The organism is Streptomyces sp. PH9007, from assembly GCF_059813725.1.
In genome coordinates this window covers 4,395,906-4,418,290 of the sequence record NZ_CM187440.1, presented here as the reverse complement: position 1 = coordinate 4,418,290, position 22,385 = coordinate 4,395,906, and the positions used below count along the sequence as shown (strand labels likewise).

Annotated in this window: 24 protein-coding genes; 7 read left to right on the top strand and 17 right to left on the bottom strand. The window is 71.3% G+C overall.

Features of this window, described 5'->3' with window-relative positions:
• Positions 1 to 56 precede the first annotated feature (56 nt).
• The gene (locus ACTFAP_RS20455) at positions 57 to 2,321 is read left to right on the top strand and encodes a transglycosylase domain-containing protein (RefSeq protein WP_500467060.1); all 2,265 of its coding nucleotides are present in this window, start codon (positions 57 to 59) and stop codon (positions 2,319 to 2,321) included.
• 96 nt (positions 2,322 to 2,417) lie between these two features.
• Here ACTFAP_RS20455 and ACTFAP_RS20450 read toward each other — a convergent pair whose 3' ends face one another.
• Together ACTFAP_RS20450 and ACTFAP_RS20445 are read right to left on the bottom strand one after the other, a co-directional pair.
• Positions 2,418 to 2,720, bottom strand: a complete 303-nt coding sequence (locus tag ACTFAP_RS20450; protein WP_046725788.1) for a GroES family chaperonin — start codon at positions 2,718 to 2,720, stop codon at positions 2,418 to 2,420.
• A gap of 74 nt (positions 2,721 to 2,794) precedes the next feature.
• The gene (locus tag ACTFAP_RS20445) at positions 2,795 to 3,112 is read right to left on the bottom strand and encodes a DUF3618 domain-containing protein (RefSeq protein WP_390121593.1); all 318 of its coding nucleotides are present in this window, start codon (positions 3,110 to 3,112) and stop codon (positions 2,795 to 2,797) included.
• Between the two features lie 136 nt (positions 3,113 to 3,248).
• Between ACTFAP_RS20445 and bcp the strand changes: the two genes are divergently transcribed.
• The 4 genes from bcp (at position 3,249) to ACTFAP_RS20425 (ending at position 6,009) form a co-directional block, all read left to right on the top strand.
• Complete coding sequence (gene bcp, locus ACTFAP_RS20440) at positions 3,249 to 3,740, top strand: thioredoxin-dependent thiol peroxidase (protein WP_390121594.1); 492 nt, start codon at positions 3,249 to 3,251, stop codon at positions 3,738 to 3,740.
• Entirely contained in the window at positions 3,733 to 4,512 is a 780-nt protein-coding gene (locus ACTFAP_RS20435; RefSeq protein ID WP_030736868.1) for an HAD-IIA family hydrolase, read from the top strand. The genes bcp and ACTFAP_RS20435 overlap by 8 nt, the downstream gene beginning before the upstream one ends.
• Before the next feature lie 118 nt (positions 4,513 to 4,630).
• The gene (locus ACTFAP_RS20430; protein ID WP_495681826.1) at positions 4,631 to 5,308 is read left to right on the top strand and encodes a hypothetical protein; all 678 of its coding nucleotides are present in this window, start codon (positions 4,631 to 4,633) and stop codon (positions 5,306 to 5,308) included.
• Positions 5,308 to 6,009, top strand: coding sequence for a class F sortase (locus tag ACTFAP_RS20425; protein ID WP_500467059.1), 702 nt, complete (start codon positions 5,308 to 5,310; stop codon positions 6,007 to 6,009). The genes ACTFAP_RS20430 and ACTFAP_RS20425 overlap by 1 nt, the downstream gene beginning before the upstream one ends.
• Positions 6,010 to 6,113: 104 nt before the next feature.
• Here the strand turns inward: ACTFAP_RS20425 and rdgB are convergent, their stop codons facing one another.
• The 8 genes from rdgB to ACTFAP_RS20385 form a co-directional block, all read right to left on the bottom strand.
• Positions 6,114 to 6,716, bottom strand: a complete 603-nt coding sequence (gene rdgB, locus ACTFAP_RS20420; protein ID WP_500467058.1) for an RdgB/HAM1 family non-canonical purine NTP pyrophosphatase — start codon at positions 6,714 to 6,716, stop codon at positions 6,114 to 6,116.
• Positions 6,717 to 6,724: 8 nt separating this feature from the next.
• Positions 6,725 to 8,830 carry a beta-galactosidase gene (locus tag ACTFAP_RS20415; RefSeq protein ID WP_500467057.1) on the bottom strand — a complete coding sequence of 702 codons (2,106 nt, stop codon included), beginning with the start codon at positions 8,828 to 8,830 and terminating at the stop codon, positions 6,725 to 6,727.
• A 59-nt stretch (positions 8,831 to 8,889) separates the two neighbouring features.
• Entirely contained in the window at positions 8,890 to 9,783 is an 894-nt protein-coding gene (locus tag ACTFAP_RS20410) for a carbohydrate ABC transporter permease (protein ID WP_500467056.1), read from the bottom strand.
• Positions 9,780 to 10,652: a carbohydrate ABC transporter permease gene (locus ACTFAP_RS20405; RefSeq protein WP_500467055.1), complete on the bottom strand. Its 873-nt coding sequence runs from the start codon at positions 10,650 to 10,652 to the stop codon at positions 9,780 to 9,782. Before ACTFAP_RS20405 ends, ACTFAP_RS20410 begins: the two co-directional genes overlap by 4 nt.
• The gene (locus tag ACTFAP_RS20400; protein WP_500467054.1) at positions 10,649 to 12,052 is read right to left on the bottom strand and encodes an ABC transporter substrate-binding protein; all 1,404 of its coding nucleotides are present in this window, start codon (positions 12,050 to 12,052) and stop codon (positions 10,649 to 10,651) included. Before ACTFAP_RS20400 ends, ACTFAP_RS20405 begins: the two co-directional genes overlap by 4 nt.
• A 27-nt stretch (positions 12,053 to 12,079) precedes the next feature.
• Positions 12,080 to 13,129 carry a LacI family DNA-binding transcriptional regulator gene (locus tag ACTFAP_RS20395; protein WP_500467053.1) on the bottom strand — a complete coding sequence of 350 codons (1,050 nt, stop codon included), beginning with the start codon at positions 13,127 to 13,129 and terminating at the stop codon, positions 12,080 to 12,082.
• Between the two features lie 211 nt (positions 13,130 to 13,340).
• Positions 13,341 to 14,069 (bottom strand): ribonuclease PH, encoded by a 729-nt coding sequence (gene rph / locus ACTFAP_RS20390; protein ID WP_390117063.1) that lies wholly within the window; start codon positions 14,067 to 14,069, stop codon positions 13,341 to 13,343.
• 22 nt (positions 14,070 to 14,091) lie between these two features.
• Positions 14,092 to 14,847, bottom strand: coding sequence for an MBL fold metallo-hydrolase (locus tag ACTFAP_RS20385; protein WP_495681821.1), 756 nt, complete (start codon positions 14,845 to 14,847; stop codon positions 14,092 to 14,094).
• A 115-nt stretch (positions 14,848 to 14,962) separates the two neighbouring features.
• On the opposite strand from ACTFAP_RS20385, the gene ACTFAP_RS20380 reads away from it, so the two are divergent.
• Positions 14,963 to 15,151, top strand: coding sequence for a hypothetical protein (locus tag ACTFAP_RS20380; RefSeq protein WP_500467052.1), 189 nt, complete (start codon positions 14,963 to 14,965; stop codon positions 15,149 to 15,151).
• A gap of 6 nt (positions 15,152 to 15,157) precedes the next feature.
• On the opposite strand, the gene rodA is transcribed toward ACTFAP_RS20380, so the two are convergent.
• The 7 genes from rodA to clpS all read right to left on the bottom strand — a co-directional run bounded on the left by rodA (position 15,158) and on the right by clpS (position 20,889).
• Complete coding sequence (rodA, locus tag ACTFAP_RS20375; RefSeq protein ID WP_500469514.1) at positions 15,158 to 16,309, bottom strand: rod shape-determining protein RodA; 1,152 nt, start codon at positions 16,307 to 16,309, stop codon at positions 15,158 to 15,160.
• A 107-nt stretch (positions 16,310 to 16,416) separates the two neighbouring features.
• On the bottom strand, positions 16,417 to 17,367 hold the full coding sequence (locus ACTFAP_RS20370; RefSeq protein ID WP_400010883.1) for a PLP-dependent cysteine synthase family protein: 951 nt from the start codon (positions 17,365 to 17,367) through the stop codon (positions 16,417 to 16,419).
• The gene (locus ACTFAP_RS20365; RefSeq protein ID WP_030736910.1) at positions 17,367 to 17,648 is read right to left on the bottom strand and encodes a MoaD/ThiS family protein; all 282 of its coding nucleotides are present in this window, start codon (positions 17,646 to 17,648) and stop codon (positions 17,367 to 17,369) included. Before ACTFAP_RS20365 ends, ACTFAP_RS20370 begins: the two co-directional genes overlap by 1 nt.
• A 98-nt stretch (positions 17,649 to 17,746) precedes the next feature.
• On the bottom strand, positions 17,747 to 18,178 hold the full coding sequence (locus tag ACTFAP_RS20360; protein WP_495681819.1) for a Mov34/MPN/PAD-1 family protein: 432 nt from the start codon (positions 18,176 to 18,178) through the stop codon (positions 17,747 to 17,749).
• Positions 18,179 to 18,243: 65 nt separating this feature from the next.
• A complete protein-coding gene (locus ACTFAP_RS20355) occupies positions 18,244 to 19,806 on the bottom strand; it encodes an alanine/glycine:cation symporter family protein (protein WP_390117073.1) in 1,563 nt (520 codons plus the stop codon).
• Between the two features lie 166 nt (positions 19,807 to 19,972).
• Positions 19,973 to 20,578, bottom strand: coding sequence for a DUF2017 domain-containing protein (locus ACTFAP_RS20350; protein WP_400010890.1), 606 nt, complete (start codon positions 20,576 to 20,578; stop codon positions 19,973 to 19,975).
• Positions 20,578 to 20,889, bottom strand: a complete 312-nt coding sequence (gene clpS / locus ACTFAP_RS20345; protein ID WP_046725786.1) for an ATP-dependent Clp protease adapter ClpS — start codon at positions 20,887 to 20,889, stop codon at positions 20,578 to 20,580. The genes ACTFAP_RS20350 and clpS overlap by 1 nt, the downstream gene beginning before the upstream one ends.
• Before the next feature lie 55 nt (positions 20,890 to 20,944).
• Between clpS and ACTFAP_RS20340 the strand changes: the two genes are divergently transcribed.
• Positions 20,945 to 22,273: a nicotinate phosphoribosyltransferase gene (locus tag ACTFAP_RS20340; RefSeq protein WP_495681818.1), complete on the top strand. Its 1,329-nt coding sequence runs from the start codon at positions 20,945 to 20,947 to the stop codon at positions 22,271 to 22,273.
• Positions 22,274 to 22,385 lie beyond the last annotated feature (112 nt).

The window sequence follows — 22,385 nt, the reverse complement described above, 5'->3', positions numbered from 1 at the left end:
GGCGTACCGGTGGTGTGCGGGGGGCGCGCGGGGGCCGGGTTGCGACAGTGTGCCCCATGGGCGTTGACCGATGGCCGGGGTGGCCGGCGAAGAGCGCGGGGGCGCGCCGGCCGCGTCGCAGGGGTCTGCGGCGGCTGCTGCCCAGCTGGCGGATGCTGCTGGCCGGGCTGATGGGCGGTACGGTGCTCGGGCTCGGCGCCCTGGTGGCGGGCTACCTGCTGGTGGAGATCCCGGAGCCGAAGTCGGCGGCCGCCGCGCAGGCGAATGTCTATCTGTACGCGGACGGTTCGCAGCTGGCGGCGGTCGGTGAGGTGAACCGGGCGAACGTGTCGCTGGATCAGGTGCCGGAGCCGGTGCGGCACGCGGTGCTGGCGGCGGAGGACCGGGACTTCTACGACTCCTCGGCGGTGGATCTGTCGGCGATGGTGCGGGCGGGCTGGAACATGCTGCGCGGCGGGGGCCGGCAGTCGGGTTCCACGATCACGCAGCAGTTCGTGAAGAACTACTACCTGGATCAGCGACAGACGGTGACCCGCAAGGTCAAGGAGCTGTTCATCGCGGTGAAGCTGGGGCGGGAGACCAGCAAGGAGGAGATTCTCCAGGGGTATCTGAACACCAGTTACTTCGGCCGCAACGCGTACGGCATCCAGGCGGCGGCGCAGGCGTACTACGAGAAGGACGCGGCGCGTCTGGACGTGGCGGAGGGCGCCTATCTGGCGGCTCTGCTCCAGGCGCCGAGCGCGTACGACGTGGTGGCGGATCCGGGCAGCGCGGGGCGGGCGGTGGCCCGCTGGGAGTACGTGCTGGACGGCATGGTGTCGCAGGGGTGGCTGGACGCGTCGGAGCGGGCGGGTCTGGAGTTCCCGCAGCCGGGCCCGTACGAGCCGTCGGATCTGCTGTCGGGTGAGCGGGGTTATCTGGTGGAGGCGGTGAAGGGGCATCTGACCGGGCGGGGCATCGTGGGCGAGGACGAGCTGGCGGCGGGCGGGTACCGGATCACCACGACGATCGATCCGGTGCGGCAGGAGGCGCTGACCCGGGCGGTGGGCGAGCAGCTGCTGGACGGTCTGGGCTCGGAGCCGCCGGACACCTTCGTGCGGGTGGGGGCGACGTCGGTGGAGGTGGCCACGGGCGAGGTGGTGGCGATGTACGGGGGCCGGGACTACACGGAGCAGTTCGTCAACAACGCGACGCGCCGTGACTATCAGGCGGCGTCGACGTTCAAGCCGATCGTGTACGCGGCGGCCCTGGAGCACGCGGCGCTGACGGTGAACGGGGAGCGGATCGGGCCCGCGACGGTGTACGCGGGGGACAGCGGCCGGGAGGTGGTGAACCGGGACGGTACGGGTTCGGGCTGGTCGCCGCAGAACGAGGGCGGGAGGGACTTCGGCGCGGTGTCGGTGGCCGAGGCGATGGACCAGTCGGTGAACGCGGTGTTCGCGCAGCTGGGGCAGGACGTGGGGGCGGACCGGGTGCGGGAGACGGCGGTGGCGCTGGGCATTCCGGAGGACGTGCCGGGTCTTGCGGAGGCGCGCGGCTCGATCTCGCTGGGGACGGCGACGCCGAGCACGCTGGATGTGGCGCAGGTGTACGCGGCGCTGGCGGGGCGGGGGACGCACCGGGAGGCGGTGCTGGTGCGGGAGGTGAGCCGGGACGGGGAGCCGGTGCCGGTGCCGGGGGCGGCGGAGCGGCGGGCGGTGTCGCAGGAGGCGGCGGACGGGGTGACGGCGGTGCTGCGCGGGGTGGTGGAGCGGGGTACGGGGACGGCGGCGCAGTCGGCGGGGCGGCCGGCGGCGGGGAAGACGGGGACGGCGGAGGAGGACCGGGCGGCGTGGTTCGCGGGGTTCACGCCGGAGCTGGCGACGGTGGTGGCGGTGTTCGGCCAGGACTCGGAGAGCGGGGAGCAGCAGTCGCTGTACGGGGCGGCGGGGCAGGAGCGGATCAGCGGCGGGGGGTTTCCGGCGCGGATCTGGGGTCAGTACACGGCGGCGGCGTTGGAGGGGCGGCCGGTGGTGGGGTTCGAGGGGGCGGCGGAGCCGGTGCCGTCGGCGACTCCGGACGGGGAGCGTGAGCCGGAGCCCGACCGGGAGCAGCAGCGGGAGCCGGCGCCGGACGGGGAGCGGGAGGACGGCGGGCGGGAGGGGTCCGGGGAGCCGGAGGCCGAGCCGGGCGGGTCGGCGGTGCCGGAGGCGCCGGGTTCGGCGGCGCCGTCGACGGGGCCGCCGCCGGCCGATCCGTCTCCCCCGGCGCCGCCCGGGGAGCCCTCGGTGGTGCCGTCCGGGACGCGAGAGCCGGACGGGGAGCAGGCGCCGGGCCGCTGAGCGGAGTCAGCGGCCCGGGTCGGCGGCGAGATCAGCGGCGCGAACCGGTGGCGCGGTCCGGCGGTGCGGATCGGGGCGTCGGGCCGGGTGCCGGGGTCAGAGGTAGAGCCCGGTGGAGTCGTCCGACCCCTGGAGCCGTTCGGCGGCCACCGCGTGCAGATCGCGTTCGCGCATGAGGATGTAGGCGACGCCGCGCACTTCCACCTCGGCGCGGTCCTCGGGGTCGTACAGCACCCGGTCGCCGACTTCGACGGTGCGGACGTTCTGTCCCACGGCCACCACCTCGGCCCAGTCGAGCCGGCGGCCGACCTGGGCGGTCGCCGGGATGACGATGCCGCCCGAGGAACGGCGTTCGCCGCCCTCGCCGTCCGCCCGGACCAGGATCCGGTCGTGGAGCATGCGGATCGGCAGTTTGTCGTGGGTGGGGTTCGAGCTCACGGGGATGACCGTATCTCAGGTGGTTGAACGTTCGGCTACCGGTTCCGCCGCCGGTCCTTGGGGCGCTCGGCGTCCGAGGAGCGGGAGGAGGTGACCAGCAGGCCCACCACGACCACCGCCACGGCGAGCGGGATGACCCGGCCCATCCGGTAGCTGCCGTCCTCGTGGGTCAGCTTCTCGCGGAAGCCGCCGACCGTGCGGTCCACGCTGGCGGCGGCGCGGGCCTTGGCGTCGCCGACGATGGTGCTGGGGTGGACCCGGACGCCGATCTCTTCGAGGGTGCCCCGCAGGCTCTCCCGCCGCCTGTGGATCCGCGCCTCGATCGCCGCGGGGTTCTCGGCTGCTTGCGACACGCTCACGCCTCCATCGTCCAATCCCGGATCGGGTTTACGGGACAGTGTGTCAGCTCCGCCGGGCCACTGCCTGTCGCAGGCCACGATTAGGCTGGGTGGCGCAGTGCTGGAAATGACCGAACCGTGAGGATCCGCGATGAGTGAGCGCCTTCAGCCGGGGGATCCCGCCCCCGCCTTCTCCCTGCCCGACGCCGATGGCAAGCGGGTGTCGCTGGCCGATCACGCCGGACGCAAGGTCATCGTCTACTTCTACCCGGCGGCGCTGACCCCGGGCTGCACCAAGCAGGCGTGCGACTTCACCGACAACCTCCAGCTGCTGGCCGGCGCCGGCTACGACGTCATCGGGATCTCGCCCGACAAGCCGGAGAAGCTGGCGAAGTTCCGGGAGAAGGAGAGCCTGGGCATCACGCTGCTGAGCGACCCGGACAAGGCGGTGCTGGGCGCGTACGGGGCGTTCGGCGAGAAGAAGCTGTACGGCAAGACGGTGACCGGGGTGATCCGTTCCACGGTGATCGTGGGCGAGGACGGCAAGGTCGAGCGGGCGCTGTACAACGTGAAGGCGACCGGCCATGTCGCGAAGCTGATCCGTGACCTGGAGCTGGCGGCGGGGGGCGAGCAGGGTGAGTGAGCGCAAGCCGATCGAGTCGTGGCTGACCGACATGGATGGGGTGCTCATCCATGAGGGCGTGCCGATTCCGGGCGCGGACCGTTTCCTGAAGCGGCTGCGGGAGTCGGGCCGGCCGTTCCTGGTGCTGACGAACAACTCGATGTACACCCGGCGGGATCTGCACGCGCGGCTGTCGCGGATGGGTCTTGAGGTGCCGGTGGAGAGCATCTGGACCTCGGCGCTGGCCACCGCGCAGTTCCTGTCGGAGCAGCGGCCCGGCGGCAGCGCGTACGTCATCGGTGAGGCCGGGCTGACGACGGCGCTGCACGATGTGGGCTATGTGCTCTCGGACTCCGGGCCGGACTACGTGGTGCTGGGTGAGACGCGGACGTACAGCTTCGAGTCGCTGACGAAGGCCATCCGGCTGATCAACGACGGTGCGCGGTTCATCGCGACCAACCCGGACCACACGGGTCCCTCGACGGAGGGGGCGCTGCCGGCGACGGGTTCGGTGGCGGCGCTGATCACCAAGGCGACGGGGCGTGAGCCGTACTTCGTGGGCAAGCCGAATCCGCTGATGATGCGGGCCGGGCTGAACGAGATCGGGGCGCACTCGGAGACGAGCGCGATGATCGGTGACCGGATGGACACCGATGTGCTGGCGGGTCTGGAGGCGGGGATGGAGACGTTCCTGGTGCTGACGGGGCTGACACGGCCCGAGGAGATCGACCGGTATCCGTTCCGGCCCTCCACGGTGGTGGACTCGATCGCGGATCTGGTGGACCGCGTCTGAGACCTCGGTGACGCGCCCGGGTGATCCGGGTCCCCCAACGGCGTAAGGGGCGGGGCCTGCGGGTGCGGCGGTGCGGGTGGCGGGTGACCTTCGGAGGGAGCGATCCGGAGGTTCCGCCATGAGCATCGTCAGGCCCGCGGGGCTCGCCTTGTGCACGTTGTCGATGACGCTGGCCGTGCTGGCGCCGGCCGGCGCGGCGTTCGCGACCGGTGGGGGTCAGGAGGGGGAACGGGAGCGGGGGCACGGCGAGGTACGGATCTCGCCGGCCGCGCCGCGCCCGGGTGAGGAAGTGGTGCTGCGGGTGACGGGGTGCCGGGAGAAGAGCGGCACGGCGCACTCGGAGGCGTTCGTGGCGGAGGCGGTGCTGGCGCCGTCCGCCGAGGGCGGGCTGTTCGGTGAGGCGCGGGTCTCTTCGACAGTCGCGGACGGTACGTACCGGGTGGATGTGTCGTGCGACGGCGACGACCGGGCGGTCACGGGCGAGCTGACGGTCGCGGGGAGCGGCGGGGGCAGCGGCGGGGGCGGCCATGACAAGGAACGCGAGCACGAGCGGGAACACGAGCGGGAGCAGGGCCGCGAGGACGAACGCGAGCGCGACCACGGGCAGGAGGCGGCTCCCTCGCTGCCGTCGCGCCCCTCGGCGCCGGTGCGGGCCGGTGGCGGCGGTACGGCGACGGCGGTGGCCGGCGAACAGGACCGGGTGCCGACCGCGCCCACGGCGCTGACCGTGCTGTCGGGGGTGCTGGCGGCGGCGGCCGCGCTGACCGTGCGGCGGCTGCGCGCCCGGGAGAGGTGATGGAGGACGAGCCGAGCGCCTCGGGCACCGGCCGTCTCGTCTCCTGTGTCGCCTGGACGCTGCTGCTGGCGGGACTGTGGCTGTGGGGCCGTCAGCTGACCGAGGGCGGCGGCTGGCTGCCGGGGTCCTCGCCCGGCGCGGCGCAGGCCCAGGCGGCGGGGGCGCGGGGGTCGCTGCCGCCGGCCGCCGATCCGCTGGCCGCCGGGGTGGATCCGGCGGTGCTGGAGATCGAGGCGATCGGGGTGCGCGCGGACATCATGGCGCGTGGCGTCGACGAGGGCGGCGGGGTGGCGCCGCCGCCGTACGGTGAGCCGGGTCTGGTGGGCTGGTACGCGGGCGGCCCGGCGCCGGGCGCGGAGGGGGCGGCGGTGCTGGTGGGGCATGTGGACACGGAGACGGATCCGGCCGTGTTCTACGCGCTCAGCTCGGTGGAGCCGGGTGACGGGGTGCGGGTGGTGCGGGACGACGGCTCGGTGGCGGCGTTCACGGTGAGCGGCACCGAGGTGGTGGAGCGGGCGGACTTCGACCCGGACCGGGTGTACGGCCCGCGGCAGGACGGGGCGGCGGAGCTGCGGCTGATCACCTGTGGCGGGACGTACGACGCGGAGCGCCGGGAGTACTCGGCGAATGTGGTGGTGTCGGCGTATCTGACGGACAGCGACGGCGGCCCGTCCGCGGACGGCGGCGCGGGCGCGGCCTGACGGCGCGTCCGGCCTGTCCGGCCGCCGCTGTTTGCCGAGCGGTGCCGGTCGGGCGCGGGCGCCCAGGCCGTGGTGCGGACGGTCCGGGGCGCCGCCGGGCGGTGTCAGCGCAGCAGTTCGGCGACCACGGGGGCCAGTGCCTGGAAGGCGTGGGCGCGGTGGCTGATGCGGTTCTTCTCCTCGGGGGTGAGTTCGGCGACGGAGCGGGTGTCGCCGTCGGGGGTGAGGATCGGGTCGTAGCCGAAGCCGCCGCTGCCGGCCGGGGTGTGCCGCAGCGTGCCGCGCAGCCGGCCCTCCACGACGCGTTCGGTGCCGTCGGGGAGGGCCAGCGCGGCGGCGCACGCGAAGTGCGCCGCGCGGTGCGGGTCGGCGATGTCGGCGAGCTGGGCCAGCAGGAGTTCCAGGTTGGCCCGGTCGTCGCCGTGCCGGCCGGCCCAGCGGGCGGAGAAGATGCCGGGTGCGCCGCCGAGGACGTCCACGCACAGCCCGGAGTCGTCGGCGACGGCGGGCAGACCGGTGGCCCGGGCCAGGGCGTGTGCCTTGAGCAGCGCGTTCTCGGCGAAGGTGACGCCGGTTTCCTGCACGTCGGGGATGTCGGGGTAGGCGTCGGCTCCGATGAGTTCGACGTCGAGCCCGGCTCCGGTGAGGATGGCGCGCAGCTCGGTGACCTTGTGGGCGTTGCGGGTGGCGAGGACGAGACGGTGCATGGCGGTGATTATCCGTGTTCGGCGAGGACGCGGACGTCCCAGGGGCCGAGGTCCAGTGCGGTGCCGGCGGGCAGTTCCTGCCCGGAGAGCACGTCGCGGGCGGCGGCGGGCAGCGGGAAGGTGCTGGGGGTGAAGGACCAGTTGTGGACGAACCGCAGCCGGGTGCCGTCGCCCGCGGTCGCCCCGGTGACGGTCTGGCTGTCGGCGGCCGGGCGCCAGGCGCCGTGGGGGCCGGGGCTTTCTGCGGCGGCCCATTCCAGGACGGCGGCGGCCAGCGCCGGGTCGGGCACGGTACCGACGTAGGTGATGCGCCCGGCGCCGTGGGCGCGGGTGGTGACGGCGGGCCAGCGGGAGAAGTGCGGGTGCCGGTAGGCGGCGAGCACCTGGGCGTCGTCCACGCGCAGGCCGTCGGCCCAGCGGGTGGCGGTGGCGTGTCCGGGCAGCCGCAGCGGGGAGCTGTCGGGGGCGTGGACGGGCAGCGGGCCGCGCAGGGTGGAGAACTCGTCGTAGCGCACGCCGGCCGCCTCGCCGAGGTGGGCGGGTTTGCGTTCGGTGCGGGCGCGGGCCTCCTCGTCGCCGTAGCCGGTGTGGATGCCGAGCACCAGGTGGCCGCCGGCCGCCGCGTATTCCCGCAGCCAGCGCAGCTGGTCGTCGTCGGCGGTCATCAGGGCGGCGGCGACCAGGACCGGCTGGGTGCGCGCGTACGCGGCGGGGTCCTGGGTGAACAGCTGGCCGGGGTGGATGAGCCGGGCCTGGAGGCCGCTGTCGAAGGCGCCGCGCTGGAAGGACTCCAGGACGGTCTGGTACGAGCGGCGGTCGGGGCCGCCGTCCTCGGCGGCGAGCATGGGGTGTTCGGTGAGCGCCCATTTGCTGTCGACGCTGTAGAGCAGGGCGAGGTCGGCGTCGGGGGTGAGGGCGGCGACGAGTTCCCCGGCGCGGTCGAACTCGGCGCCGAGCGCGGCGAGCTGTTCGTAGGTGCGGCCGGGTTCCTGGCTGTGCGGCAGGATGCCGCCCCAGAAGGTCTCGGCGCCGTAGTGCAGGGTGTGCCAGTGCCAGTACTCGATCATGGTGGCGCCGCGTGAGACGAGGGCCCAGGCGGCCTGCCGCCACTGGCCGTCGTAGGCGGGTTCGTTGATCCAGGTGGGGCCGATGGCCTGGGCGTTGGTCTCGGTGACCAGGAAGGGTTCCTGGCGGGAGGCGTACATGCGGTCGGCGGTGGCGTACAGCGCCCAGGTGCCGTGAGTGGTCCAGGTCTGGCCGGGCTCCTGGGGGTCCGGGGGCAGTTGGAGGCTGTCCTGCATGCGGTAGTAGGGGTTGCCCGCGGTGACGTCGAGGCGCGCGGTGAGGGCGTCGTCGCGGACGCCGGGGCGTTCGTAGGAGATGCAGGTGGTGACGAACTGGCCGGGGCGGGCGTACTCGCGCACGATGTCGGCCTGCCAGCCGATGAACTCGGTGGTGAGGCTGTCCTGGAAGCGCCGCCAGGCGAGGGCGTACTGGGGCTGGGCGTTGCCGTCGGGGGTCCACAGGTCGGCCCAGGTGGACAGCCGGTGGGACCAGTAGGTGAGGCCCCAGGCACGGTTGAGTTCCTCGACGGTGCCGTACCGGTGGCGCAGGTGGTCGGTGAAGCGCTGGAAGACGCCGTGGTTGTGGAAGATCTCGTTGCCGGGTTCGTTGTCGACCTGGAAGCCGATGACGGCGGGGTGGCCGGCGTAGCGCTCGATGATCTTGCGGATGACGCGTTCGGCGTGGAAGAGGAACGCGGGGTGGGTGTAGTCGATCTCCTGGCGGGCGCCCCAGCCGGCGCGCTGTCCGGTGCGGCGTTCGGTGTTGATCTCGGGGTAGGCGCGGGCGAGCCAGGGCGGGGCGGCGTAGGTGGGGGTGCCGAGGATGACCTGGATGCCGCGCCGGTGGGCACCGTCGAGGACGGGCAGGAGCCAGTCGAGGTCGAAGACACCGTTCTCCGGTTCCCAGGTGGACCAGACGGATTCGCCGACCCGGATGACGGTGAAGTGGGCCGCGGCCATCAGGTCGAGGTCCTCGTCCAGGCGCGGGGTGGGCTGGTACTCGTGGTAGTACGCGGCGCCGAAGAGGACCCGGTGGGGCAGGACGGACATGCGGAACCTTTCTCGGGTGCGGGTGGTGCGGTGCCGGTGGGGTGGCGGTGCTGTGGCGGTCAGCCTTTGACCGCGCCGGCGGAGAGTCCTTCGAGCAGTTGTTTGCGCAGCAGCAGGAAGACGGCGATGGTCGGTACGGAGGCGAGGACGGCGCCGGGGAGGACCAGGTCGAAGGCGCGGGACTCGGCGCGGAAGAGGATGTTGAGGCCGAGCGGCAGGGTGTACTGGTCCGTGTCGGAGATGAGGACCAGGGGCCACAGGAAGCTGTTGTAGCTCTGGAGGAACTGCCACACGCCGAGGGCGCCGAGGGAGGGCCGCAGCAGCGGCAGGACGACGCGGCGGAAGATGCCGAACTCGCTGTTGCCGTCGAGGCGGGCGGCTTCGAGGATCTCGTCCGGGATGGACTGGATGATGTACTGCTGCATCATGAAGATCCCGAAGGCGGGGGCGACCCAGGGGACGATCAGCGCGAACCAGGGGTTGGCGAGTCCTGACTTGACCACCAGGATGAACAGCGGGACCAGGATCACCGCGAACGGCACGGACAGCGAGCTGAACATCACGTTGAACAGCACCTTCTTGCCGGCGAACCGGTATTTGGCGAAGGCGAAGCCGGCCAGGGCGCAGACGAAGACGGCGATGGTGGTGGCGATCAGCGCGGTGACGACGGAGATGGCGAACCAGTTCCAGAAGGGCTGGCCGCTGAGCAGGTTGCGGTAGTTCTCGGTGGTGGCGGGGTCGGGGACGAGGGTCGGCGGGTAGTCGAAGATGTCGCCGCGCGGCTTGAACGAGCCGGACAGCGCCCACAGCAGCGGGGCGGCGAAGACCAGCAGGAGCAGGCTCAGGGTGCCGTACAGGGCGATGCGGGCGGGCAGGGAGCGGCGGCGGCGCGGCCTGGTGGGCGGGGCGGTGCGGGTGGCGGCGGGGGCGGTGGTGGTGCCGGTGGCGCTCATGCGGTCCTCCCGATGCGCAGCAGCCGGTTGAGGAGTTGGCTGAGGCCGAACACGATGAAGAACAGGACGAGGCCGGCCGCCGCCGCGTAGCCGAACTGCTGGCGTTCGAAGGCGGCGCGGTACACGAACTGGGCCACGGTCAGGGTTGCCTCGCCGGGTCCGCCGCCGGTGATCAGGTAGGGCTCGTCGAAGAGCTGGGCGGCGCCGATGAAGGAGGTCACCACGACGAAGGCGGTGACGGGACGGATGGAGGGCAGCGTGACGGTGGTGAACTGCCGCAGTGTGCCCGCGCCGTCCAGTTCGGCGGATTCGTACAGTTCGCGGGGGACGGCCTGGAGGGCGGCGAGGAAGAAGATGGTGAGGTAGCCGGTCCAGCGCCACAGCAGGACGAAGCCGATGGAGACCTTGGCGAGGGTGGGGTCCCCCAGCCAGTCGGCGCCGCCGAAGCCGAACAGGGCGCGCAGCACGGAGTTGACCAGGCCGTACTCGCGGTCGAGCAGCAGGCTGTACAGCAGCGCGATCACGATGGGTGACAGCACCATGGGGAGGAAGAAGGTGACCCGGAACAGATCGCGGGCCCGCAGCCCTCTGGTGTTGAGCAGTTGGGCGATGAGCAGGGCGCAGGGCACCACGAGGAAGAGCGAGACCAGGACGAAGATCAGGGAATTACCGAGTGCTTTGTGGAAACTGGTGTCGCGGGCGAGGTCGGTGAAATTGTCGAATCCGATGAAGGTGGGTGTGCCGAGGCCGACCCATTCGGTGAGGCTGAGATAGCAGGCGACGCCGATCGGCACGACCATGAACAGGCCGTAGAGGACGTAGAAGGGGGCGATGAACGCGTACGGCGCGAGTTGTCTGCGGGAGGTCATCGGGTTCCTCCCCGGGTACGGGTCTGGCCGGCGAAATCGCGCGCCGCGGAGCGCAGTGCCTCGCGCGGTGAGGTGCGGCCCTGATAGGCGCGCAGCAGATATCCGCTGAGGACGGTGTCGAGAATGGAGCGGTCGGCGCTGAGGTAGAGCACGGGCGCTTCGTCGATGACGTCCCGGTAGACCTCGAACATGCGCTGGCCGCCGCAGTATTCGTCCTCGATGAGGGAGAGCGCCGGGTCGTTGAAGACGGAGCGGAGGCTGGGGAGGTAGCCGAGCACCTGGTAGCGGCGGATCTGTTCGGCGGGGTTGAGGTAGGCGGCCTTGACGAGTTCGACGCCGGCGAGGGTGTTGCGCTTGCCGCGCAGGGCGGCGAATCCGGTGCCGCCGGCGAAGGAGGTCCGTCCGCCGCCGCCGGTGAAGACGGGCAGCGGGCGGATCCGCCACTCCCCCGACTGTTCGGGCACGTTGGCGATGAGCCCGTACACCTTGTACCAGCTGGCCATCCACTGGCCGATGACCTTTCCGGTCTTCAGGGCGGCCTGCATGCTGGGGCCGTAGTAGTCGGAGACGGCGGTGAGGTAGCCGCGCTGGACGCCCTCGGCGAGGAAGCGCAGGGTGTCCTCGGCCTCGGGGGTGTCCAGGGTGAGGGTGCCGTCGGCGTCGAAGAGCCGGCCGCCGCGCTGGAGCAGCAGCATTTCGAAGGACTGGAGGATCTGCGGCAGGTCGCTGCCGGTGGGGACGGCGGCCAGCGCGATGCCGTGCCGGTCGGCGAGGCGGGTGCCGGCTTCGGCGAACTCCTCCCAGCTGCCGAGGTCGGTGGGCACTCCGTACCGGGCGAACTCGGGCTCGCGGTAGTAGTAGACGACCAGCGGGGCGTCGGAGTCCAGGGCGTACAGGGCGCCGTCCTTGCTGAAGGGTTCGGTGCGCACCGTCAGCAGGTCCTCGCGGACGGCGGGGTCGAGGTGTCCGGTGAGGTCTTCGAGGAGTTCGGGGGCGATGTCGCCGCGCAGCAGGCGGGTGAAGGCGCCGAGTTCGAAGCCGGCGACGTCGGGGGTGCCGCGTCCGGCGATGGCCTGGGCGATGGTCTTGGTGACCACGTCGGCGGCGCCGGCCCGGGTGGGCCGCAGGTTCCAGGTGAAGGGGGAGCCGGTGGCGGCGTCGGCGGCGGCGCGGAAGAAGTCGACGTAGGCGTCGTCGTGGGTCCAGAAGGAGATGTCGGCGCGGCCCGAGGTGAGGGGCTCGGCGGTGGGCGTGGCGGCGGCGCAGGCGCCGAGGGCGGGGGCGAGCGCGGCGGCGCCCAGGCCGCCGGCGGCGCGCAGCAGGTGGCGGCGGGAGATGCCGGGGGGCGGTGGGTGGGGGCCGGGGGTCGGGGCGGGCCGTCGGCCAGGGGTTCGGGTCATCGTCGTCCCTGTTCCTGGTGGCTGTGCTCAGGCCGGTCCGGCCCCGGGCGGGGGCGCGGTGGAGGCACGGTGGATGAGCTGGGCGGGGATGGTGGCGCCGCCGGGGCCGGGGTCGGCGGGGCGGGCCGTGGTGCCGATGGCGGCGACCAGCCTGTGCATGCCCTCGGCGGCGATCCGGGCGAAGTCCTGCCGGACGGTGGTCAACGGGACGGAGAGGTAGGCGGCTTCGGGGATGTCGTCGAAGCCGATGACGCTGACGTCCTCGGGGACCCGCCGGCCGCTGCGTTCGATGGCGTGGACGGCGCCGATGGCCATCTGGTCGTTGGCGGCGAACAGGGCGGTGAGGTCGCCGTCCGTGAGCAGTTCGCGGGTGGCGTGGTAGCCGGAGGCGGGGCTCCAGTCGCCGCGCCGTACGTCGGGGCAGGGTGCGCCGGCCAGGTCCAGGGCGGTGCGCCAGCCGCGTTCGCGGTAGCCGGTGACGGCCCAGCGGGGCGGTCCGGCGAGGTGGTGCACGGTGCGGTGGCCCAGGCGCAGCAGGTGGGAGGTGGCCTCGGTGGCGGCGGAGATGTCGTCGTTGCCGACGAACAGGACGTGGTGGCTGTCGGTGCCGGTGCCCTCCGGGGTCTCGGGGAGGTCGACGCGCAGGACGGGTATGTCGTGGGGAATGTGCCGGGCGATTTCGGCGGAGCCGATCGGGCCGCACAGCGCGATGGCGTCGATGCCGTGGCCGACCAATTGCCATACGGCGCGGCCGGCTTCTTCCGGGTCGTGTTCATCGGCGTGGATGACGCTGACGTCATAGCCTTCGGCGTGGGCGGCGCGCTGCAATCCGCTGAGGAGTGACGCGGGGCCGAAATAGCCGCTGCCGGTGGAGATGAGGCCGATTCTGCGGGACCTTCTGGTGACCAGCGCGCGGGCGAACGTATTGGGCCGGTAACCGAGTTGTTCTATCTCCTGGCGGACGCGTTCCCGCAGTTCCGGGGAGACGTGGGGTTCGTCGTTGACGACACGGGAAACGGTTTTCTGGGACACCCCGGCCCGGCGGGCGACATCCCTCATGGATATGCGGCTCGTCATGCACCAGCTCCTTTGCCAGCGACCCCCGTTGACTGCGCAGTCAAGCGGTGCCGGATACGCTAGGGAGAGCCGATGGGGGCGTCAAGACTTTCTGCCGGATTGTGTTCGGAATCCTGAAATTCGTTCGGAATACCGGACAGCGGAAAGGGGCAGCCGCCTCACCCTCACTGTGGGTAGCCGCCCCTTCGGCGGAGAGCGCGCTCGCCGGCGCTCAGTCGGTGGCCAGCGCCGCCCGCTGCGCCGTGTCCAGCTCGGCGCAGCCGGCCACCGCGAGGTCCAGCAGCGCGTCCAGCTCGTGCCGGGCGAACGGCACCCCCTCGGCGGTGCCCTGCACCTCGATGAACCGGCCGTCCCCGGTGCACACCACGTTCATGTCGGTGCCCGCCCGCACGTCCTCCTCGTAGGCCAGGTCCAGCATCGGCACCCCGCCGATGATGCCGACGCTCACCGCGGAGACGGTGCCGGTCAGCGGCTGCCCCTTGCCCTTGACGAGCTTGCGGGTACGCCCCCAGGCGATCGCGTCCGCCAGCGCCACGTAGGCACCGGTGATGGCGGCGGTACGGGTCCCGCCGTCTGCCTGGAGCACGTCGCAGTCCAGCACGATGGTGTTCTCGCCCAGGGCCTTGAAGTCGACGACGGCGCGCAGCGAGCGGCCGATCAGCCGGGAGATCTCGTGGGTGCGTCCGCCGATCTTGCCGCGGACCGACTCACGGTCCCCCCGGGTGTTGGTGGCCCGGGGCAGCATCGCGTACTCGCCGGTCACCCAGCCCTCGCCGCTGCCGCGCCGCCAGCGCGGCACGCCCTCGGTGAAGCTGGCGGTGCACAGCACCTTGGTGTCCCCGAAGGACACCAGCACGGAACCCTCGGCGTGCTTGCTCCAGCCGCGCTCGATGCTGACGGGTCGGAGCTGGTCGGCCTTGCGGCCGTCGATACGAGACATGCGGCGAGCCTAGTGTGCGGCCTCAGATCCGGTAGACCGCCCCTGGCCTGGCCAGTTCCACCGGCCCGTCGAAGACCTCCCGGGCGTCGCGCAGATTGGTCAGCGGGTCGGTCCACGGCGGGATGTGGGTGAGCACCAGCTGCCCGGCCCCGGCGCGCCGCGCGCACTCCCCGGCCTGGCGGCCGTTGAGATGCAGTTCGCCGATGTCCTCCTTGCCGTGGGTGAAGGACGCCTCGCACAGGAAGAGATCGGCGTCCCTGGCCAGCTCGGTGAGGTTGCCGCACTCCCCGGTGTCACCCGAATAGCACAACGCGCGGCCGCGGTGTTCGATGCGGAAGCCGTAGGTCTCCACCGGGTGCGTCACCCGGTCGGTGCGCACGGTCAGCGGGCCGAGCTGATAGGTGCCGCCCGCGCTGAGGGAGCGGAAGTCGAAGACCTCGCTCATCGACTTCTCCGACGGCGTGTCGTCGTACGCCGTGGTCAGCCGCCGCTCGGTGTTCTCCGGCCCGTAGACCGGGATCGGCTCGCAGCGACCGCCCTCGTAGCGGTAGTAACGGGCGACGAAGTACGCGCACATGTCGATGCAGTGGTCCGGATGCAGATGACTGAGCGCGATCGCGTCGATGTCATACAGACCCGTGTATTTCTGTAGCTCGCCGAGGGCGCCATTGCCCAGATCAAGGAGCAGCCGGTAGCCCTCGGCCTCGATGAGGTAGCTGGAACAGGCCGAGTCCGCGGACGGGAACGACCCCGAGCAGCCGACGACGGTGAGCTTCATGGACGGGGGAACCTCCGTGGTGGGGTTCGAATGACTGTAAGTCGCACGGGGGCCGCCCGCTCCCCGGCCGCAGCGCGGTGTGGGCGGAATCACCGTGGCGGGGTACGGTCGGAGCGTGGACGTCTTGTGGTGGATTGTCCTGTTGGTGATCGCCGGTGTGGCGCTGGTCGCCGCGCTCGTCGACGGCGCCGCCCGGCTGGGCACGCACGGCTCCGGCCGGGCGCGCCGCCGGCGGCCGTGGGGCCGCGGCGGAGGCCGGGACCCCGGGGACGACGGGGGCGACGGGCCCGCCGGCCGGGGCTGAGCGGCGCTAGTTGAGTTTCGTCTTGCGGCGCACCTGGATGGCCAGCAGCAGCCCCACCGCGATCCAGATCGCGAAGGTGGAGGAGCCCCCGTAGGACAGGAACGGCAGCGGCACGCCGGTGACCGGCATGATGCCCAGGGCCATACCCATGTTCTCGAAGGACTGGAAGGCGATCCAGGTGACGATGCCACCGGCCACGATCGTGCCGTACACGTCCGGGGACTTCATGGCGATCACGCAGCCGCGCCACATGATGACCCCGAACAGGCCGATGACCGCCGCCCCGCCCACGAAGCCGAGCTCCTCCCCCACCACCGTGAAGATGAAGTCGGTGTGCTGCTCGGGCACGAACTGACCCAGCGTCTGACTCCCGTGGAACAGGCCCTGTCCGAACAGTCCGCCCGAACCGATCGCGATCCGCGCCTGGTTGGTGTTGTAGCCGACGCCCGCCGGGTCCAGCGCCGGGTTGGCGAACGCCGCGAACCGGTTGATCTGGTACTGGTCGAGCACACCCAGCAGCCACACCGCGACGGCCAGCAGCAGCCCGGCCGTCACCAGACCGATGATCCAGCGGCGCGCGGCACCCGAGGACATCAGCACGCCCAGCGCGATGGCCGCCAGCACCAGGGTCGTGCCCACGTCGGGGGTGGCCAGGATGAGCACCGCGGGGACCGCGACCAGGCCCAGCGCCCGCAGCACCGCCGGGGTGTCGGGCACCGAGTTGTTGTCGCCCTCCACCCCGGAGGCCAGCAGCGTGGCCATCGCCAGGATGACGGACACCTTCACCAGTTCGGAGGGCTGGAACGCGAAGCCACCGCCCAGCTGGATCCAGCTCTGGGAGCCGTTCACATTGCTGCCCAGCGGGCTGAGCACCAGCAGGCACAGCAGCAGCGTGCCCGCGTACAGCACCGGGACCAGGTCGCGCAGCCGGCTGTGCCCCAGCCAGACCACCAGGGCGGCCAGGCCGCAACCGATGCCGATGTTCAGCAGGTGCCGCATCAGGAAGAAGTACGGGTCGTCGCCGGTGAGGTCGGTACGGGCGCGGGTGGCCGAATAGACCACGGTGGCGCCGAGCAGGGACAGGGCCAGCGCGGCGCCCAGCAGCGGCCAGTCCAGGCGCCGCGCGATCGAGTCCCGGTCCGTGAACCAGCCCCACATGGTCCGCTGGGCCTCGGTCTGCCGGCCGGTATAACTGTGCACACTCACGTCATGGACTGTACGTGAGCACGCGGACACTCAGCGTGAACCGAGCGTGGAGGTGGCCGTCAGGCCCAGAGCTGGCCCTGGAGCAGCTCCACCGCCTCCTCCGTACTGGACGCCGTGTAGATACCGGTGGACAGGTACTTCCAGCCGCCGTCCGCGACGACGAAGACGATGTCGGCCTCGTCCCCGGCCCGTACCGCCTTGCGGGCGACGCCCAGCGCGGCGTGCAGCACCGCGCCGGTGGAGACCCCGGCGAAGATGCCCTCCTGCTCCAGCAGCTCACGGGTGCGGCGCACCGCGTCCTCGGAGCCGACCGAGAAGCGGGTGGTGAGGACGGAGGCGTCGTACAGCTCGGGGATGAAGCCCTCGTCCAGGTTGCGCAGCCCGTACACCAGGTCGTCGTAGCGCGGCTCGGCGGCCACGATCTGCACGTCCGGGCGCTGCTCGCGCAGGTAGCGGCCGACGCCCATGAGGGTGCCGGTGGTGCCCAGACCGGCCACGAAGTGGGTCACGGAGGGCAGGTCGGCGAGGATCTCCGGGCCGGTGGTGGCGTAGTGCGCGCCGGCGTTGTCCGGGTTGCCGTACTGGTAGAGCATCACCCACTCGGGGTGCTCGGCGGCCAGCTCCTTGGCGACCCGTACGGCCGTGTTGGAGCCGCCCGCCGCCGGGGAGGAGATGATCTCGGCGCCCCACATGGCGAGCAGCTGGCGGCGTTCGGCGGAGGTGTTCTCCGGCATGACGCACACCATCCGGTAGCCCTTGAGCTTGGCGGCCATGGCCAGGGAGATCCCGGTGTTGCCCGAGGTCGGCTCCAGGATGGTGCAGCCGGGGGTGAGCCGGCCCGCCTTCTCCGCCTGCTCGATCATGTGGAGGGCGGGCCGGTCCTTGACGGAGCCGGTCGGGTTGCGGTCCTCCAGCTTGGCCCAGACCCGGACCGTGTCGGAGGGGGAGAGCCTCGGCAGCCGCACCAGGGGGGTGTTGCCGACCGAGGCCAGCGGGGAGTCGAAGCGCATCAGCGCGCGCCCCCGGCGACGGCGGGCAGGATGGTGACCTGGTCCCCGTCGCCCAGCTCGGTGGAGATGCCGGACAGGAAGCGGACGTCCTCGTCGTTCAGGTAGACGTTGACGAAGCGGCGCAGTTCGCCCTTGTCGTCGATCAGCCGGGCCTCGATGCCGGGGTGCCGGGACTCCAGGTCCGTGATCAGCTCGGCCAGGTTCGCCCCGGCCCCGTTCACGGCCTTCTCGCCGTCGGTGTAGGTGCGCAGGATGGTCGGGATGCGGACCTCGATGGCCATGAAAGCTCCAGATCAGATGGTACGGCGGGCCGTGTGCGCGCCCGGTCGGGGCCCGCGCACGCCTGGGACAACCATGCGGTCATCGTATCGATTCCCGGTCAGCCGCCGTAGGTGTCCACGATGCGGACCTCCTCCTCGGTGACCTCCTCGTCCACGATGCGGAAGGAGCGGAAGGAGAAGGGGCCTTCGTCGTTGCCGCACTCGGCGGTGGAGACCAGCACGTAGTGGGCGCCGGGCTCGCCGGCGTAGGAGATGTCGGTGCGGGAGGGGTACGCCTCGGTGGCGGTGTGCGAGTGGTAGATGACCACCGGCTCCTCGTCGCGGTCGTCCAGCTCCCGGTACAGGCGCAGCAGATCACCGGAGTCGAACTCGTAGAACGTGGGCGAGCGGGCCGCGTTGAGCATCGGGATGAAGCGCTCGGGGCGGTCGCTGCCGGCCGGTCCGGCGATGACGCCGCAGGCCTCGTCCGGGTGGTCCCTGCGGGCGTGGGCGAGGATCGCGTCGTGCAGCTCCTGGGTGATGGTCAGCATGCGGCCCACCATACGACCGCCCCCGGCCGCCGAGGCGGGCCGGGGGCGGGTGGTGCCTGCCGGGGTCAGTCCTTGACCAGAGGGGTCTTGCCGGCGGTGCGGGCGGCGGCCTCGGCGGCTTCCGCGGCGCGCTCGTCGGCCTCGATCTCCTCCTCGGAGTGGCCGGCGTCGCGGCGCCTGACGTACTCCAGGACCTTCTTCAGCTCCCGCTTCACGACCGGGGCCAGCAGGTAGAGCCCGATGATGTTGAAGACGGCGGCCAGGAACAGCGCGCTGTCGGAGAGGTCCACCAGGGAGCCCAGCGACATCATGGCGCCGATGATGACGAAGAAGCAGAACACCAGCTTGTAGAGGGTGTCGCTGACCTTGGAGGCGCCGAAGAGGTAGTGCCAGGACTTCTGTCCGTAGTACGACCAGGTGATCAGGGTGGAGAAGGCGAACAGCAGCACCGCGACGGTGAGGACGTTCGGGAACCAGGGCAGCGCGGTGGCGAACGCGTCGGAGGTGATGGAGATACCGACCGGCTCGTCGGACTGCCGGGCGGCCTCGTAGACCGGGCCACTGGCGATGACGATGGTCAGCGCGGTCATGGTGCAGATGATGACCGTGTCGACGAACGGCTCGATCATGGCGACCAGGCCCTCGGTGGCGGGGCGCTTGGTCTTGACCGCCGCGTGGGCGATGGGGGCGGAGCCCACGCCCGCCTCGTTGGAGAAGGCGGCCCGCCGGAAGCCCTGGATCAGCGCGCCGATCACACCGCCGGTGACGCCCTCGGGGCTGAAGGCACCCGTGATGATGGTGCTGATCGCGTCCGGCACCTGGCCGACGTTGAACAGGATGACGATCAGACAGGCGGTGACGTACAGGATCGCCATGCCGGGCACGAGCCGGGAGGTGAGCGCGCCGATGGACTTGATGCCACCGATCAGCACCAGGGCGACCAGCACGGCCATCAGCACGCCGAAGAACAGCGAGCCGGCGGAACCGGCGAAGAAGTCGGTGGAGTCCTGGGTGACCGAGACGATCTGCTCCAGGGACTGGTTGACCTGGAGAACGTTGCCGCCGAAGAGGGCGAAGAGCAGCACCATCAGCGCGGCGGGAGCAGCTATCATCCGGCCGAGCTGGGGCAGGCCGCGCTCGGCGAGGCCCTTGCGCAGGTAGAGCATGGGGCCACCGGTGACCCGGCCCTGGTCATCGATCTCGCGGTATTTCACCCCAAGGGTGCATTCGACGAATTTCGTCGCCATGCCGAGGAAGCCGCACAGAATCATCCAGAAGGTGGCACCCGGGCCACCCAGGGAGACGGCGACGGCCACACCGGCGATATTGCCGAGGCCGACGGTGCCGGAGACCGCGGAGGTCAGCGCCTGGAAGTGACTGATTTCGCCGGGCGCATCCTTTTGCTCGTACTTCCCGCTGACGAACTTGAGGGCGAGCTTGATGTAGCGGACCTGGGCGAAGCCGAAGTAGATGGTGAAGACGAAGCCGGCGATCGCCAGCCAGGCCACGATCACCGGAAATTCGGCCCCGAAGACCGGGACGTTGTAGAAGACGATGTCCGATGCGGTGCTGCTGATCGGATCGAAGAAGTCACTGATCGCCTTGTCGACGTCATCAGTCCAGGACATGGGTGGGGATTCCTCTGGCTGCTGGTGGGGAAGAAAGACACTGCGCGTCGTGCGCCGGGGCCATTTCAGATGGGGAATTTCCTACCACGCAACACTGTGAACACGATGTGGTACACATCACACGGTGGGCAATGGTCACATTACCCACACTCAATGCCGGAACCTCTCAGGGCAACAGAGTGGCGATCAGCGATTCCTGAAGACCCCCCAGCCACAGATAGGCCATCACCAGCGGCTTGTCCGGGTCGTCGTCGGGGAGGTGGAACAGCCGGTCGCTGTCGTCGTCCTTGCTGATGTCCAGCCGCACGCCGATGGCCAGCCGGAGATCGTTCAGGGCGCGCAGCCACGCCTGGGATTCCTCCGGAGTGAGCGTGAGAACTGCCCCGCCGGGCCCGTTTTCCTGCCCGGAAAGACCGTCCAGTGCCCGGATGACGGTCAGCAGATTTTCCCGCTTGCCCGCGCGCAGATCGTCCTCGGTGAAGCGGCGGAACTCCGCCGAGTGCTCCCGGGAACGCTCGTCCTGATCGCCGTCGTCGGGGCCGTGATAGGCGTCCGGGAACAGCCGGGCAAGCGCGGGGTCGGTGGGCGCCTCGCTCGGCCCCTCGGAAAACAGCGCGTCGAGTTCGTCACCGACGCTCTCGGCCCGTGCGCCGGGACCGATCAGTTCCACCAGCTGGACGGCGAGACTGCGCAGAATGGAGATCTCGATCTCGTCCAGCGCGACCGCCGCGCCGCCCTCCGCGCCACCCGCGCGTTCGAAGTAACCCGTCATCACCGGTCCTGGGAGAGCGTCGCCCACAGGCCGTAGCCGTGCATGGCCTGCACGTCCCGCTCCATTTCCTCGCGGCTCCCCTCGGAGACCACGGCCCGGCCCTTGTGATGTACGTCGAGCATGAGTTTCTTGGCCTTGTCCTTCGAATAGCCGAAATACGCCTGGAAGACGTAGGTCACATAACTCATCAGGTTAACGGGGTCGTTGTGCACGATCGTCACCCACGGCACCTCGGGCTCGGGCACCTGCACCGGAGCTTCCTCGGACTGGGTGCGCTCGACCTCCATGGGGATGGCACTCACGGGTCCCATGCTGCCACACACCCCAATATCGTCACTCTGACGAGATGGGGGGTACGCTGTCCCCATGGATGACTTGGAGCTGGGACTGCCGGTGGCGGTGCCCTCGACCGCGCTGTTCACCGATCAGTACGAGCTGACCATGCTGCAGGCCGCGCTGCGCGCAGGCACCGCGCACCGCCGCACCGTCTTCGAGGTCTTCACGCGGCGCCTCCCCGAAGGCCGCCGCTACGGCGTGCTGGCCGGCACCGGCCGCGTGCTGGACGCCGTCGAGAACTTCCGCTTCGATCCACCCCTGCTCGACTATCTGCGCGAGGCGCGGGTCGTCGACGAGCCCACACTGCGCTGGCTGGCCGACTACCGCTTCACCGGCACCGTGCGCGGCTACCCCGAGGGGGAGGTGTACTTCCCCGGCTCGCCCGTCCTGCAGGTCTCCGGCACCTTCGCCGAGTGCGTCCTGCTGGAGACGGTGATCCTGTCGATCCTCAACCACGACTCGGCCATCGCCGCCGCCGCCTCCCGGATGGACGTGGCCGCCGTCGGCCGCCCGCTCATCGAGATGGGCGCCCGGCGCACCCACGAGCTGGCCGCCGTCGCCGCCTCGCGCGCCGCGTACGTCGGCGGCTTCTCCTCCACCTCCGACCTGGCCGCCGGCTTCCGCTACGGCATCCCCACCGTGGGCACCAGCGCGCACGCCTTCACCCTGCTGCACGACACCGAGCGCGACGCCTTCGTCGCCCAGGTCGACGCGCTGGGCACCGGGACCACCCTGCTCGTGGACACCTACGACGTGACCGAGGCGGTGCGCACCGCCGTGGAGGTGGCAGGGCCCGGCCTCGGCGCGGTCCGCATCGACTCCGGCGACCTGCTGCTGGTCGCCCACCGGGTGCGCCGCCAGCTGGACGAGCTGGGCGCCCGGGACACCCGGATCGTGGTCACCAGCGATCTGGACGAGTACGCGATCGCCTCGCTGGCCGCCGCGCCGGTGGACGCGTACGGGGTCGGCACCCGGCTGGTGACCGGCAGCGGGCACCCGACCTGCTCCATGGTGTACAAGATGGTGGCCCGCGCCACCGGGGACGAGCCGGACGCGCCCCTGGAGCCGGTGGCCAAGAAGTCCACCGGCGGGAAGCTGTCCATCGGCGGGGTGAAGTGGGCGGCACGCCGCCCGGACGCGGACGGAATCGCCGAGGCCGAGGTCATCGGCACCGGTGAGGTGCCGCCCGAGCTGTCCGGGCAGCTGCTGAGCGTGGACCTGATGCGGGAGGGGCGCGCGGTCGCGCGCGAGCGCCTGGACGCCGCCCGTGACCGGCACCGGGCGGCCCGTGACCTGCTGCCCCTTTCGGCCACCCAGCTGTCCCAGGGGGAGCCCGTCCTGCGCACGGAGTACATCTGAGGCCAAAGCACGACCGCAGGCTGTGACCGTGCCCCCGCCGTGAGCCCTCGCCCCCGGCACGCCAGAGCCTTAGCCTCGGAAGTGGTCGGCCTTGCACCCGATACCGTTCGAG